The organism is Spiroplasma clarkii (assembly GCF_002795265.1).
Lineage (GTDB): Bacteria > Bacillota_I > Bacilli_A > Mycoplasmatales > Mycoplasmataceae > Spiroplasma_A > Spiroplasma_A clarkii.
This window is the reverse complement of the sequence record NZ_CP024870.1, coordinates 939566-955053: the sequence shown is the minus strand read 5'-3', so window position 1 is coordinate 955053 and position 15488 is coordinate 939566. Positions and strand designations below refer to the sequence as shown.

The window sequence follows — 15488 nt, the reverse complement described above, 5'->3', positions numbered from 1 at the left end:
TTATTCTATATTTTTTATAAAAAAAGCAATATACTATATTTGTGGAGGCCAACAAGTTAAAAATATAGTAAAATTTTGATATTTCTTTTTTATATTTATTATGTATTAAGACTTGACTGGATTTATGTAGCTAAACTCTTTAAATTAGATTACATGAGTTTAATAGTAAAACTTAATAAATTTTATCTAGAATTACAGAATTTATTGAACTTCTGATTAGGCCCCTAAAATATTACAACTGAATATTTTTTAAAAAGAATGAATTATTAAAATTCATTATGAATAGTAAAATAACCTAATACATTAAGAGGTTTGATAAATAAGTTATTAATAAAAAATTTTAAGAGGAGGAAAAAAATGTCAGAAAGATATTTAAAATATAAGCAATATAGAAACATTGCAATAGATGTTAGTGACACTAAAGATGAGAAAAAAGTAAAGTTAATTTTAAACACCTCAATTAGAAATCTTGGAGAGCTAGTTGTATTGATTGGTCCAAATAATGTAGGGAAATCAAACATTCTTAGAAGTTTAAATTCTTTAAATCAAGCCACTCTATCAACTAAACTTGATAAACCTTCATTTTATGAATATGACAAAGCTGAGCCAGAAATATGTCTTGTTTATAATGAAAATAAATATAAATGTTCTTATTTTATAAATGAAAAAACTAATTATTATGAACATAATTTAAATGGGGAAAATATTGAAACAAAAATAACCGTTCCACAATTAGTTGAAAAAATTATAGAATTTGGAATATTAATTTTGAACCATTACTTAGAAGAATTAAGTCATGAAAATAGAAATCATGATTACCAATATGGCAGAAATATTTCACAATTAATTATTAATGCACAAAATGCAATTAGTTTTTTTCAGAACATAAGTGATTTTAATAAATACATTTTGCATATTGATGAAAATGATAATGTGATGTTTGATTTAAAGGGTGAAATGTCAACTGCAGTGCCAACTACATATGAGGCATATCTATATTTAGTGAAATCGGGCAAATATCAGTGAATTAAAGAAAAAGTAGATTCATCTGATGAGCATATAATTGGAGACGAGTATATTTCAATAAGGAAAATGTTTGCGAACTTAATATCAGCAGATGTCCATATATCAAATATATTTACTGAAAAATATGGTTTTAATATAGTACCAAAAGTTTATGAATTTATTGAGCCAAATTTTAATATAAATAATCTTACTTCTAGAATTGATAATGATATTTTGCCAACAAATTGTTTTAATATTTTTTTTAAAAACATTATTCTTGATAAATTTAAAATAGATAAAGACAAAATAAACAGTATATATGAAAAGGAAAAAAGTGGCAGCTACCCAGGGTCATTAAGAAAACTTGAAGCTGAAATAAATGAAAAACTAATTGAAGTTTCAAAAGATTTTAATGCAATTTATAATAAAAATAAATCAAAATATAAGTTTTCAATTGAAGTTTCAGAAAGCAAATTTAGTTTTGCAATAACAAGTGATAATGAAGTTATTAGTCTTGCAAGACAGTCTGAGGGCTTTAAGTGATTTTTTAGTTTTTATTTTGATTTTCTGATAACTAACAATATCAAAAAAGGGGATATTATTCTAATTGATGAAGCTGGTTCAAAACTTCACCCCCAAGGATGTGTTGAGTTAAGAAAATTTTTAAAAAAATTTGCACTTGATAATGAAGTTACAATTGTAATTGCGACACACTCACCATTTATGATCAGTAATGATCATCTTGATGAATTAAGAATTATAAAACAAAACAAAAACTCACTAGATATTATCAATAGATTTACTGTAGATGAGTTTGATAGTTCAGATTCAAATGTTACAAAAAATATTTTAGATGCCCTAACAGTTCAAAAACATGTAATATTTAATCCAGAAAATACAATAATTTTTGTAGAAGGAATCACAGATTATTGTTATCTGACAGCTTTTAAAAAACTACTAAATCAAGACAATGTTTATTTTTTACCGTTTCAAGGAGTAGCAGGTCCTGAAAAAATTTTAAGTGAATTATCTAATATTATGAAAAATCCAGTTTGTCTAGTTGATGGAGATGAGGCTGGAAGTGAATTTGCCTCTAAAGCAAAAGAAAAAGATATTAAGTGTTATTCACTAAAAGAGGCTGGAAGTACTTTTAAAGACATCGAAGATTTATTTTCAAAAGAAATGAGAGAAAAATTTAAATTGGATAGTAAAAAATTTAATAATGCAGTTCAATTTAAAAATGCAGTTGAAAATGAAAATATTAAAGTTGACGAGAAAACAAGAAAAAACTTTGAAAAAGTCTTCTCTTTAATTACAAGGGAAAGTTAAATTACCTGATAGTTCTTCATTGATAAAAAAATTGTTATTCAACCAAGCAAATACTTTTTGCATTAAAGAATAAACTTAGTTGCTGATTAATTAAAAATTATTGATTAAGTTGCATAGAGTGGATATAAATATTCAATACATTGTAATGCAGCAATGAATGAAAAAATTCATTAAAGAGGATTTTACTTTGAGTGATTAAAATGCATAAATCATTCCATAGTAACTTTAATAGAAATATGGTGAAACAATGATACTTTTTGAAAGAGAAATGATTTTAGATAATGATAAAAAATTTTCATATTTGAAAAATTTATTAGATAATGACTTTAAGTTACTTGATAAAAATCAAATAATTTTTGGTTGTAATGGTGCTGGTAAATCAAGCATCTCTAAATTTATTAAACAAAACAATAATGCTGTTTTCTATTTCGATCAAACAGATGAGATTGAAGATTTTAAAAATACTGATGATTGAAAAAAAATAAGAAAATATAGAAGAAATAAAGAACTTATCATAAAATATAATACCCTTAAAATTGATGAAAAAGAAGAAGAGATTGAATTGTTAAAAAGAGAAAATCAAATAAACACTAATCTTATAAGAGTGGTGGGTCACTCTTCTAAAGAAAATACAGATGTGATAAGTGAAAGAATTAGCAGTTACTGAAAAGATGAGTTGTTTTTTGATTATGAAATCCCAAAAGAAGACCTAGAGTACATAAACAGTGAATCTAATCTAGAAGTTATACGTCAACTATTAAATTATTATGTATGAAAATTATTTAAAGAAATTGAATTAAAAGATTCAGAATCTAAAAAAATAAGAAACTCAATTATAGGATACTCATTTGAAATTTTATTAAAATCAGAATTGGATGATAAAACTTGTCCAATTTGTAGTACTCAGTTAGAAAGTCTTAGGGAAATGCTTGCCACCAAAACTAAGGAATTTAATGTAGGAAAATCTAAAATTTTTGAGCTATTTAAAAATAAATCAGTAATTTTTAGTGAAGAATCTTTTAAAAAGTTTTATGAATTATATCTATATTTAAAAAATAGAGAAGACTTGCTGATTGGTCTAGCTATTTCTGAATGCAACTTAGAAAAACTTAAATTTATATGTGATAATTCAAAAAAAATAAATAAGGCAAAAAGAAAACTTGATAAATTGATAGATGAATCAAAAAGTAAATTTGAAATTCTAAGTAAAAACAAAACTGAATTTATTCATAATTTCAGTTCATATTTAAAGATTGATAAAAGAAATATAAATTTCAACTCTTTTTCATATGAAATTGAGATTGTGCTAAATAGATAGGTTGAAAAGCATAGCACTGGTGAGATTAACTTGATACACTTTTTATATAGACTTCATTTATTTAAAGGTAGTAACATCAAAATAGGAGTTTTTGATGATCCAATTTCAAGTTTTGATTTAGTTAATTGTTATAAAATAATTTATGAAATAATATTGGCATGTGCTCAAGATAAAAAGACTATTATTTTATTTACCCACTCAATAGATGTAATAAATATAGTAAATTCACAATATAAAGGTATGTTTGTCTATAAATATCTTGAGAAGTTTAAAGGGGTTACTTCAATAAAAGATATTGATACCAAGGATTTAAATGAGCACATATTATCATTAGATTCTTTAAAGGAGAAGTGTGTCAAAGGTGATTATTATAATGCATTGAGTGCATTAATAAAAAAAGAGAATCCAAGTTTTAACGAATTAGATAATATACATAAAATATTTCACTATACAATTGATGAAAAAATAAATGAATTAAACAATTCTAAATATTATATAAATTCAGAAAAACTAATAGACTTAATTGAAAATTATATTGAATTGAATAATGAGGATTTTTTCTCAAATACCATTAAAAAAGTAGTTCTACTTTCTAGTTTAAGAGCATGAATAGAATCAAAAATATATTCTTTGATTTCCAATGAAGAGGTAAAAAGTGAATTCATAAATTGTTACACTTTTAACGAAAAGATCAATATAATTTTTGAAAAAAATGGTAACTTGAAAGTGAAATTGTCAAAAAAACTTAGTAGAAAATACTTAATGTCTAAAAAGGTTTTTTTGAATCATTCAGTGCATTACAATAGCACTGTAATACCCCTTCAATATCCATTGAGTGTTTCAATTGATGACATCAATAATGATATTCAAGATTTAAAGGAATATTTTAAAAACTTGCAATCTTTATAAAATTAATTATTATATTTTTAATCTATCAATTAACTGCAGTAGTAGTTTATGGATAACAATCAATCTAGTGAAATGTTGGTGAAAATTTATAACAATAACTGAATTTATAATTAATTGTAAAAGGAATTTACTTATGGGAAAATAAATTTAGTAAATTGAAATAGCCATTAGTGGAGGGGTCATTCAAGAAAAAGTAGTGAATTTTGTAGTAACAATAGAAATATGTAAGAGTTATTTTAAAGTTTAAACCAAAAATGAGTATTGGTTAGGCTTTTTAAAAGATAGTAATATGCTGTATTAAATTTAAAAGGGTTTATTGGAAATAATATATCCTTTTTTTGTTATTCAATTAGTTACTCATATAAAAAAATTTTTTCTAATCAAAATTTAGTATATTTCAAGCCGTTAATTCTTAAAACTAATGATGAGATAACTATTGTTTCATCTATTAGTAAGATTATTCAAAGCCTCTAAAAATTTGTAATAAAACTATTGTGTATTTTCTTATATAGTTTTCTGAATCATTCATATGAACATAAATGACTGTTGGAAAGTATCTTAAAATTGGTATAAAATTAAAAGGTATCATAGACTAAGCAATGAAATTGAAGATATAGTGATATATCGAAGCAGGAGGAAAAATGAGTACACTAACAAAAAGAGAACAAGAAGCCTATGATTATCTAAAAAAACATTCTGACTTATTAAACACTTCAGTTGACAACATTTGCAAAGAGTTAAAAATAAGTTATGGAACCATTTATTCATTGATAGAGAAACTTGGTTACAAAGGCTATAAAGATTTAATTATAAATATAAGTTCAGAGATTATTAAAGAAAAGTCGGGATTAAGTCATAATTATCATGAGTTAATTGATGCAAATTTTAAAATTGACAATGAACAAAACTTAGAAAAATTCTTCAAAATAATAAAGGACAAAACAGTTGTTTTTATTGGAAAGTCCCACAGTCACATTATTGCCAAGAAATTCAGTCTTGATTTTAACAGATTAGGAATCAAGTCATATGTTTTAGAAAATGACTATGATCAAATAATTCTGTCAATTTCAAACATGACAGCAGATTGTGTTTTGGTAGCAATTACAAATTCAGGTACTACAGATTGAATTTTAAGTGCTTTAAAAATGGCAAATTCCCAAGGAATTAAATGTGTCACAATTACTTGTGTTAATTCAAAAAAATTAACAGAACTAAATGAATTAGTGATTACTATGGTTAACAGAAATAAACTGATGATTAAAAGCAGAATTACAAATTTCATCCCAATTTTAATATTTTTAGACATATTTTGAGAAAAAGCCATTGATAAATTATAAGATTTAAAATGCTTTTTAACAGAAATTTCCTTTTTCCAATGTAAACAAAACTGTACTAAGAATAAGTAGTATAAATTTTTACTACTTTTTTTAAAAAAATATAGTAAATTATTACATTACGATTTATAATAAATGTGGAAAGGAGATCATATGTTAACAAACCTTAAAGAAATTTTAGTGGCTGCTTACAAGGGCGGTTATGCAATACCTGCCTTTAATGTTGACAATTATGAAATTATGAAAGCTATTGTGGATGCTTGTGAAGAACAAAAACACCCAGTAGTGTTAATGTTCACCCAGTCAGCAATCAAGTATTATGGTTTGAATAATCTAATAGCAGTTGCTAACAATTTAGCAAATTCAGTTAGCATCCCAGTGGTGACTCACTTAGATCATGAACTTGATGTTGAAACTTGTAAGGCTGCCATCAATGAAGGTATTCAATCAATTATGTATGATGGTTCACACTGTTCACTTGAAACAAACATCAATAACACAAATCTAGTTTATGATTATGCAAAAAGTACTTTAAAAGAAATTTCTCTTGAAGCAGAACTTGGACAAATTGCTGGAGTTGAAGACTGAAAAAAAATCAGTAAATCAGTGTACACAAACCCAGAAGATGCATTGCGGTTTTGAACTGCCACTAATATTGATTGTTTAGCAATTTCAATTGGCACTGCCCATGGAATGTATCAAACAAAACCCTCACTAAACTTAGAGTTATTAGAAACTATTAATAAGTTATTGCAAAAACCCTTGGTGTTGCATGGGGGCAGTGGTCTAGCAAAAGAGGACATTCAAAAATGCATAAAACTTGGAATTGCCAAAATTAATTTTGGTACTGAAATCAAAATAAAATTTGCATCAGCTTGTGTTGAATACATTAAAACAAATCAAGATTGCCAAGATGTTCGCAAAATTTTAACTTATGCTATGACTGAATTAAAACAACTAATTTATGAAAAGATAAATATATGTAAAGGAAAGTAAAATGAAATATGATAAAAATTTGTTAAATGAATATGAAGGTTTTACTTGCTGAAAAGAAATGTTAAAAACTTGTGGTGCATCATTAATTGTCAACAATTACATAACTGCTAGTTATTTAGAAGTCATTATAGCTTCAGTAATAAAACATGGACCATATTTTGTGGTTGCAGAACAAGTGGCAATTGCTCATAGTGATATCAATTTAGATAATATCAAAAAAACAGGTGTTTCTTGAAACATATTAAAAAAACCTTGCCAAATTGGAGACATCAACCCCAAAGCAGTTAAGTATTTAATTATTTTAGCTACAACTAATGGTGTGGAACACTTAGGATTTTTAAAAAAATTCTCGCAAGTTTTTTTGGATGAAGCTAAAAGAACAGAGTTTTATCAAATCCAAACCAAAGAACAATTAATTATTTTTCTAGAGAAACACTTTTAAAGGAGGTAAATTATGTATAAATTTATGTCAGTTTGTGGATCTGGACTTGCTTCAAGTTTCTTAATTGAAGAAACTATTCAAGCAGCTTTAAAACAACTTAATACTGAAGGAGAGGTATCTCACACAAGTGTTGGGAGTTTTGCTCCTGACTGAGACTTAGACTTTGTCATTGTGGGTAATGATATCACAGATTCTGTGGAATTTCCCAGAAAAATAACTCTTGATAACCTTTTTGATGTTGAGGAATGTAAACAAAAAATTTCTCAAGCACTTACAAATTATAAAAAATAAGGAGGTCAATTATGGATGAATTTATAATATTTTTAAAAACCTTTTTTGGAACACCTTCAATCTTAATTGGAATTGTTGCTATGATAGGTTTATTAATTCAAAGAAAAAGTTTTACCCAAGTTCTTACTGGAACTTTTAAAGTTATTATTGGATTTTTAATTCTTGGTGGAGGAGCCACTTTACTATCTTCTTCACTATCACAATTTTCACCAGTCTTTATTAATCTTTTTGGTATTAATGGAGCTATCCCCAATAATGAAGCCACAATGGCACAATTGTTGGATGTAATTCCCAAAATTATTACCATTGGAACTGGGGTTATGATTGTGGCTATGCTAACAAATGTTGTGTTAGCAATTGTCACTAGATACAAATATGTTTATTTAACAGGACATGTCTTGTTTTATATGTCAGTTATGACTGCAGCTTGTTTGGTGTCTGCTGGAATGGATGACAGCAAAGATTTATGAATGATTATTTTAACTGGAGGTTTATTTATGGCAATTTACATGCTGTTTATGCCTTTAGCAAATCAAAAATTTATGCGTCAAGTTACTAAAGGTGATGTCATTGCCATGGGTCACACTGGAGGAATTGGTTATTTTATTGCTGGGTGAATTGGTAATGGGATTGGTGCTTTACAAAAAGGTAAAGTGAGATCTACTGAAGATATCAAATTCCCAAAAGGCTTATCATTTTTAAAAAATTCAAATGTTGCAATTAGTATTACAATGATCTTTTTCTTCTTAATAGTTTATATTGCAGCATATGCTGCAAAAGGGCTTGATGTCTTTATTGGTACAGATGTGCTTGATGGCACAGGGGCAATGGCAAATCATTGATTTGTTTTTGCAATCATTCAAGCCTTTACTTTTGCTGCGGGAATTGAAGTCATTTTACTTGGAGTCAGAATGGTTTTAAATGAACTAGTGCCTGCTTTTAAAGGAATTTCAGACAAGTTTGTTAAAAACGGAAAAGCAGCTCTAGATTGTGCAGTTGTGTTTACTTATGCACCCAATGCTGTTTTAATTGGATTTTTAGCATCATTTGTGGCTGGGATTATTGGAATGTTTATAACTTATGGGGCTGGTTTACCAATTGTTTTACCAGGAATTGCCGCTCACTTTTTCTTGGGAGCCACTGGTGGAGTATTTGCTAACTCAAAAGGTGGGATTTGGGGAGCAATTGTTGGTCCTTTTGTTCAAGGATTAATTATAACATTTGTACCAGTCTTATTTTTAAAATTAAATGCTTATGCTGGAGTTGAAGCCTCAATTTCAACTGGATGAGGAGATACTGATTACATTTTAGGGTTAATTCCTTTATTAATCACTAGACATTTAGGAAAATGAGTGACTTTTGGAGTAGTTTTAGCTTTTATTATTGGTTTGGTGGTTGAAGAACAAATCTTTATTCAAATTAAAAGAAAAAAAGCTAAACTTGCAGCACCGAGTTCAGTTGTCACTGGTGTTAATCCTGAACTGGTTGAGGAAGTAAATGACAAACAATAAAATTGGAATTGTTTGTTCAGGGGGAGATGCCCCTGGAATTAATAATGCCATTTATGGACTTGTTCATAAATTAGCACCAACATATCAAATCTTAGGATTTTATGATGGTTTAGAAGGCATTTATTTACAAAAGTATCTTGTTTTAGATCAAGTAAATGTTGAAGGAATTCAATTAGAAGGTTCTGCAATAATTGGGTGTGAAAGATTTGCTGAATTTAACAATTTCGCAATACAAGCACAAGTAGTTGAAAATTTAAAAGCTCTAAATATCCAACATTTAGTAGTGTTTGGTGGTAATGGAAGTTTAATGGCTGCAAAAATTTTAGTAAAACAAGGGATTAAAGTGCATTTTATTCCTACAACTATTGACAATGATGTGGTTGAAGTCAAAACCACACTTGGTTTTGATACAGCTTTGAATTCAGTTGTGGAGTTTATTAGAAGAGTAAACTATAGTGCTAAAAATCATAAAAAAGTCCAAGTTTATGAACTAATGGGTAGAGAATGTAGTGATTTAACTAATTCTGTCGGTCAAGCAGTTTATGCAGATTATGTAATTAATAATCAAAATTTTACAAATCCACATTTAGTGGCAGAAATTGTTAAAGCTCTTAAAGAATCAAATAAAAGAACAAATATTATTTTGCTTTCTGAAAAACTTTTACAAACTCAAGCTTTAATAACTGAAATTTCAGCTAAAATAAGTAAACGAATTTGATTTACAATTATTGGTCACTTTCAAAGAGGCGGAACTCCTAGTTTTGGAGATTGTCACTATGGTGCAAAGTGTGTTGACAAAATTGTAAAAAATATTCAGATGCAAAAAGCAAATCTGATTTATAGTTTGGCTGAAGAGGTGGTCATATAGAATGTGATTGTGAATGTCACTAGGTTTACTGCTTGGCTTGCTTACAATAGTAATTGTGCGAAACATAATTATAAAAATTATGGTCATTAAAACTTATAAGCAAAACAGTAAGAAACCAATTTTTAAACAAATTATTAAAAATCAATTTCGATTGTTAAACAATTATCAAGTTTTGGGTTGGTATTATGAGATCAAAACAAATTTATGAGCTACACAAGTAAAAGTTTATTTTACTTGTGAACTAAAAAATGACCTAAGTCCAAGCAAAATTAGAGGAACTATATTCTTTTCAAATGCTAGTAACAAAAACATAGATTTACAAGAAAAAATACAAGGAGCTGTTCTTGGTATTCATGCAAAAGAATGAATTTAACAAAGATAAAGGTAAATTTCTCTTAATCTATCGTATCTTGGTCTTGATATTTTTAGGAATAATTACAAGTGTTTTGATTTATTACGTAAGTCAGAATGATTTTGATTTAAAATTAATTGTTATTTTGTCTTTGTTTGTCATCTGTTTATTTTATTGCTTTATAAATTATTTTATGATTCCAATTTTGAGATTTAAAAATTTTAAACAATCATTACTTTGCAGTTTAATTTCTCAAAAATTCATTGTTAAGAAGTTTAGATGAAAAAAAGAAATTGTGGCTTTAAAAGGAGACACCATAATTTTGATAACAAGAAATGAAGACATTGATCAAAAATATCAATTGTTTGCACAAAATAACTGCTTAAAAATAGTTAAATCGAACAACTTCAAAACTGTTGGTTTACTTTGTTGTAAAAAAGAAAATGGATCAGACAATGAGGTTATTATCAAATTTCTAGAACTATAGATACTTATAAAATTAAAAAATAGACCTAAACCAAATGGTTTAGGTTTTTTGTGACTTACTTTGATAAAAATATGTAAGTAAATACTTTATTTTCATCATTACAATATGAGCCATTACTTAGATAATTTTAGTTAGAACACTATAAGATTATAAAATATTTCTAATTACACTAATATTTTGATAGAATTATTATAAAGGGGGATTTTTAATGGGTCATAAGTATGAATATATAACAAAAAGTGAATTAAAACCAGTAAGAGTAAAAATTGAAAAAGTAATCAATGAATTACAAAAAAAGTTAAAAGAAGTGCAAATTACATTTCAGTTTCATTTGATAGGTAGTGGTAAAAGAACATTAGTTACTAGATTGGTTGGTGAAAATAGGGAGTTTGACCTTGACTATAATTTCTATCTACAAAAATTTGATGAAAATATTGAACCAAAGGAAATTAGATCAATGTTTATTAAGAGTTTGAATGAAATTGTAATAAAACATGGATTTGAATATGTCAGTGATGGTGGACGTGCAATAAAACTAAAACTTATTGATAAAAAAAATAAAACCATTACCTATAGTTGTGACTTTGCAATTATGTATGAAGATATAGAAACAGAAAAAAAATTTATTCTTGAACATGTTAAAGTGAGCAACAAATGTGTTTGAGAGGAAGAAAAATTAGGCAGAAATTATGATGATAAGGTATCAAATATAATTGCAAATGGTTTATGAATAGATGTTAGAAGAGAGTATCTTAATTTAAAGGAAAACAATAACAAACAGGATAAACAAAGTTTTTCACTATATTATGAGGCAGTAAATAATATTTACAATAAATATGATTGAAAGTAAAAAGAAGAAACTGCCTTTAAATATAAGTATTGATAAGTTTGTAAGTAAAATGATTTTTCCTGATGAAGACAATAAATTGGAGGAAGAATGTAGGAATTATTTAAGACTTAAAGGAGTTGCATATCTCACTCAATTAGCAAATTTCATAGAGTTAAATGATAATGGGAAAATAGAATACTTAAAAGTTTCAAAATTATATAGATATGACAAAAGAATTAGAAATATCTTATACAAATTTCTATCAGCATTTGAAGAGAGCATCAGAGCATTTATAGCAAATAAATTTCTAGACAATGTTAGTGAATTTAAAAGTGAATCTCAAAAAAATGGTAAAAAAATTGGTAAAAAATTAATGGGTAAACTTAGTGAGTGTAAAAGCTTATCATTTTCACTTGGCTCTCTGAGTCTTTCTGAATTGATGGAATTGTTTAACATATTTACAGCAGATGAACAAGTGCTTTTATTTGAAAATCTTGACCATATTGACGAAAACCTATCCGCAGTTAGGGAATTAAGAAATGCTGTTAGCCATCATAGAATGTTGTTTGTATATGACGAGTTTAGTGAGTGTTGAATTGATGGAATTCAAAAGGAAGGAAATTTAATAAATAGTATAAAAAATCTTAGAGAATTAATTGATCCATTTTATAAAGATTATTTAACTAGTGCAATTAATGACAGTTGTGAAGATAAACAAGACAAACTATTTGGAGAATATTTAGTTAAAAAAGCAATAATTAAGTTGTAGGATATAGGCTTTTTGGTTTTAAATTACAAGTTTGAATAAACTTGTAATTACTAGGAAAATTATAAAAACAGTATTTTGCTAATTATAAGTAGTAAATATTAATTTTGATAATTTTTTTTAAAATATAAAAACATGATTTAACTAGAACAAATATCAAAATTAAAGTAAAAAAAATGAATGATATCATTTGTATTAATTAAATAGAAAGTTATAATTTAGAGTTAACATAGTATTTTATTTGTAAGATAGATGATTATGTAATTTTAGAATTGTTATATAGGCAAGCAAGATGAAGAATATTTATATTAAAGTTGATTCAGAAATAAAAAAAATTAGTGATACAATTGATGAAAATATTGAATCTTTAAATACCAAACCTGGTTTGTTATCCCAAAATATTTTGGCTCAACTTAGAACTCTTGTAGAGCACATTGCACTTAAAATTTTAATTAGAGATAAAAATGAAGAATATGCCTATGGTTATTCTAGTCTGACTGCTGCAATTAAACATTTAAGGGAAAGGAGCAACTATATATTTTTAAGACATTTTCACAATAACTTAAGAGTATCGACTTCACATTATATTTCATCAAAAGATAATTCTGAAAGGTTAATGTACAAGTACATTAAAGAAATTTTTGCTATAAAAGAATTTATGAAAGAAGAATTTAACCAAGAAATTATTGAAAAAATTAGTGAATTTAAGTTTTCTGTGGATGAACAGTTGGAGGACTATTATAATAAAATTCTTGAAAAAATTAAAAGTAATTTGAATAATCAAAATAAAACTTGATATAGGCTATATATATACAAAAAAAAGTTAATTTATTTAAATAATGAAATATACTATGAGTTGTCAGGAGCTTTAGCAAGAGGGTGGTATAATGATAAGGTAGATAGAATTATTATATACACAAAGGAAAATGTTCAAGAGAATTATGCAGTGGGTTTATATTTAGTAAAAGATAAGATTGATTTGTTTGATGAAAAAATTGAAATTAATATTGCAATAGAATCAGAAGTGTCAATTAGACCATGTGAATATGAGTGACTAGCAAAGGTGTTTGGTAAGAAAAATAAAGGCATAGGGAAATCAAGTGAGTCAAAAAAAATAAATGAATATATTACTAAAAATAATTTGAACTTAATAGATATAATTGATTTACCACAAAATAAATTTGATGAAATTGAAAATGAAATAAATAAAAAAAACAAGAATAAAAGTATATTTGAAATTTTAAGAATATGTAGAAAATTAGATGCAGGTAAAAATATTATAAGATATATTTTGTTTTCTATGAGATATAAGATAATTAAAGGGCAATATTTCGATAGAGGAAATCCTTTACTATCATCATTATTTTTAAAATTTGAATCCATCCCTTTTGACAGAATGCCTTTTTGCACAGATCCTGCAGGAAATATAGCAGTAAAAAGATGAGTATATTGCGCAATTGATTGTGACGCTAGGGAACACGAACTTTTGGCACTAGACCTTGAAAATTACATAAAAGATAGTGGCAATATTTATAATGATCTTAAAGATTATATGGACAAAGATAAATTAATTAAAGTATATAATAGTAATATTTATCAAAAGCATAGAATTCAAAGGTTAATAAAAAACTATGGAGATAAAAATTATCACTTTAGTGGAGATGAACTAGATTTGAAAAAAACTATTAAAAAATTTCAAGAGGGTTCATTATCTGGATTTGTGGGATATAATGAAAAGGTTAAAGAATGGTTAAAAACAGTTGATAGTGATGATTTTGATGAAAACAAAAAAGAAATATTAGAGAATTTATTCAAAGTATCAAAGGTTGCATTTGTTCATGGCCCAGCAGGTACAGGTAAAACCACATTAATAAAGTATTTATCTAATTATTTAAAAGAATACTCTGACAAGAAAATTCTTTATTTAGCACAAACAAATGTGGCAGTCACAAATCTAAAGAAAAAAGTAAATAATAATAATGCAGAGTATAGAACAATAGATTCATTTTTATTAAAGGAGTCTCAATCGCAATTTAGTCTTGTGGTTATAGAAGAATGCAGTACAATAAGTAATAGTGATATTATCAAAATTCTTGAAAAAATAGATACAGAACTTATTTTGTGTGTTGGTGATAAGTTTCAAATTGAATCAATTCAATTTGGGAATTGATTCAGTATTATTAAATCATTTTTAAAGGATCAAGTTTGATCAGAGTTAACAAAGCAACATAGAACACAAGATGCAGACCTGTTAGAACTTTGAAATGCTGTTAGGGAAAACAAACCAAATATTGTGGAACTAATTTGTAGGGGAGAATATTCAAAAGAATTAGACAGTGGAATTTTTAACCAAAAATCTGTTGATGAGATAATTTTGTGTCTAAATTATGATGGTTTGTATGGTATTAATAATATCAATAAGCTATTACAAATGAAAAACAATGGGAAAGAAATTGAAATTGGTATAATGAAGTTTAAAGTTGGAGACCCAATCATATTCAGAGATTCAAAAAAATTTAGGAATGTATTATATAATAATTTAAAAGGTGAAATTCTAGAAATCAATGAATTAGATGATATGGTTGAATTTAAAATCATAATTGATAAGAAAGTAGTTCAATTTGAGTTGAGTAATACAGGAATTGATTATTGTGATGATGAAGATGGAAAATCTATTATCAAATTTGAAGTAAAAAATTCTACAGACACTGATGAAGAAGATGAATTTGAGAATTCTCTTATTCCATTTCAAATTGCATATGCAATGTCGATACATAAATCGCAGGGATTAGAGTATGACAGTGTTAAAATAGTTGTAGATAATGATATTGATGAAAAAATTGATCATAATATTTTTTATACTGCAATAACAAGAGCAAGAAGTAACCTTGAAATTTATTGATCTAAAGAATCAATGAATAATGTAGTATCAAACTTTGAAATTAAAGATTACAGTAAGACTGTAAATGTTTTAAAAGAAATAATAAATAGAGACTAGTAATTATAAGTATAGAGATTATTTATACCATTAATAATTACATTCATAGGAGA

14 protein-coding genes are annotated in these 15488 nt (G+C 26.3%); all 14 read left to right on the top strand.

What is annotated here, in order from left to right; translation table 4 throughout:
* Positions 1-357: 357 nt before the first annotated feature.
* The 14 genes from SCLAR_RS04300 (at position 358) to SCLAR_RS04235 (ending at position 15435) form a co-directional block, all read left to right on the top strand.
* Positions 358-2334, top strand: coding sequence for an AAA family ATPase (locus SCLAR_RS04300; protein ID WP_100254701.1), 1977 nt, complete (start codon positions 358-360; stop codon positions 2332-2334).
* A 247-nt stretch (positions 2335-2581) separates the two neighbouring features.
* Positions 2582-3652, top strand: coding sequence for a hypothetical protein (locus tag SCLAR_RS04295; protein ID WP_100254700.1), 1071 nt, complete (start codon positions 2582-2584; stop codon positions 3650-3652).
* A 240-nt stretch (positions 3653-3892) separates the two neighbouring features.
* Entirely contained in the window at positions 3893-4561 is a 669-nt protein-coding gene (locus tag SCLAR_RS04290) for a hypothetical protein (RefSeq protein WP_146637953.1), read from the top strand.
* Positions 4562-5202: 641 nt separating this feature from the next.
* The gene (locus tag SCLAR_RS04285; RefSeq protein WP_100254698.1) at positions 5203-5898 is read left to right on the top strand and encodes a MurR/RpiR family transcriptional regulator; all 696 of its coding nucleotides are present in this window, start codon (positions 5203-5205) and stop codon (positions 5896-5898) included.
* A gap of 150 nt (positions 5899-6048) precedes the next feature.
* On the top strand, positions 6049-6891 hold the full coding sequence (locus tag SCLAR_RS04280; protein ID WP_169921852.1) for a class II fructose-bisphosphate aldolase: 843 nt from the start codon (positions 6049-6051) through the stop codon (positions 6889-6891).
* A 1-nt stretch (position 6892) separates the two neighbouring features.
* Positions 6893-7333 (top strand): PTS sugar transporter subunit IIA, encoded by a 441-nt coding sequence (locus SCLAR_RS04275; RefSeq protein ID WP_100254696.1) that lies wholly within the window; start codon positions 6893-6895, stop codon positions 7331-7333.
* A gap of 12 nt (positions 7334-7345) precedes the next feature.
* Entirely contained in the window at positions 7346-7624 is a 279-nt protein-coding gene (locus SCLAR_RS04270) for a PTS sugar transporter subunit IIB (protein ID WP_100254695.1), read from the top strand.
* 11 nt (positions 7625-7635) lie between these two features.
* Complete coding sequence (locus SCLAR_RS04265) at positions 7636-9135, top strand: PTS ascorbate transporter subunit IIC (protein ID WP_100254694.1); 1500 nt, start codon at positions 7636-7638, stop codon at positions 9133-9135.
* Entirely contained in the window at positions 9122-10003 is an 882-nt protein-coding gene (locus SCLAR_RS04260) for a 6-phosphofructokinase (protein ID WP_100254693.1), read from the top strand. The genes SCLAR_RS04265 and SCLAR_RS04260 overlap by 14 nt, the downstream gene beginning before the upstream one ends.
* A gap of 1 nt (position 10004) precedes the next feature.
* Entirely contained in the window at positions 10005-10376 is a 372-nt protein-coding gene (locus tag SCLAR_RS04255; RefSeq protein ID WP_100254692.1) for a hypothetical protein, read from the top strand.
* On the top strand, positions 10357-10842 hold the full coding sequence (locus tag SCLAR_RS04250) for a hypothetical protein (RefSeq protein WP_100254691.1): 486 nt from the start codon (positions 10357-10359) through the stop codon (positions 10840-10842). The genes SCLAR_RS04255 and SCLAR_RS04250 overlap by 20 nt, the downstream gene beginning before the upstream one ends.
* A gap of 208 nt (positions 10843-11050) precedes the next feature.
* On the top strand, positions 11051-11692 hold the full coding sequence (locus SCLAR_RS04245; RefSeq protein WP_100254690.1) for a hypothetical protein: 642 nt from the start codon (positions 11051-11053) through the stop codon (positions 11690-11692).
* Complete coding sequence (locus SCLAR_RS04240) at positions 11679-12440, top strand: Abi family protein (protein ID WP_100254689.1); 762 nt, start codon at positions 11679-11681, stop codon at positions 12438-12440. Before SCLAR_RS04245 ends, SCLAR_RS04240 begins: the two co-directional genes overlap by 14 nt.
* 289 nt (positions 12441-12729) lie before the next feature.
* Positions 12730-15435, top strand: a complete 2706-nt coding sequence (locus SCLAR_RS04235; RefSeq protein ID WP_100254688.1) for an ATP-dependent DNA helicase — start codon at positions 12730-12732, stop codon at positions 15433-15435.
* The last annotated feature ends 53 nt before the right edge of the window (positions 15436-15488 follow it).